We start from the raw sequence: 289 nt of genomic DNA, 5'->3' as shown, positions 1-289 counted from the left end.
GCCACACTGGTGCCGTTGGCATCGGCGTTGCCGCTCAGTGACAGGTCGAAGGCCCTGTCGGTCGAGTTGAGGTCCACAGACGACGACCCGCTGTCGTCATAGTTCGACAGAGAGAGCGTCCCCGCCGCCGGCGCCGACGTGTCGACCACCACCGTGACGACATTGCTGGTCGAGGAGTTGCCGGCAGGATCGGTGACGGTCGCGCGGAACTGGTAGCTGCCGTCGGCCAGATCGCTCTGCGCGGCTGTGGCCGCGGTCCAGGTGCTGCCGCCATCGGTCGAGACCTCAT

Annotated in this window: 1 protein-coding gene; it reads right to left on the bottom strand. The window is 67.1% G+C overall.

Translation table 11 applies throughout. The features are described 5' to 3' along the window. Positions 1-289 (bottom strand): Ig-like domain-containing protein (locus RAD15_RS44080; protein ID WP_458184908.1); only part of this gene is annotated, 289 nt, incomplete at both ends.

Source organism: Bradyrhizobium sp. 14AA, from assembly GCF_054185205.1.
This window is presented reverse-complemented; position numbering and strand designations above follow the sequence as displayed.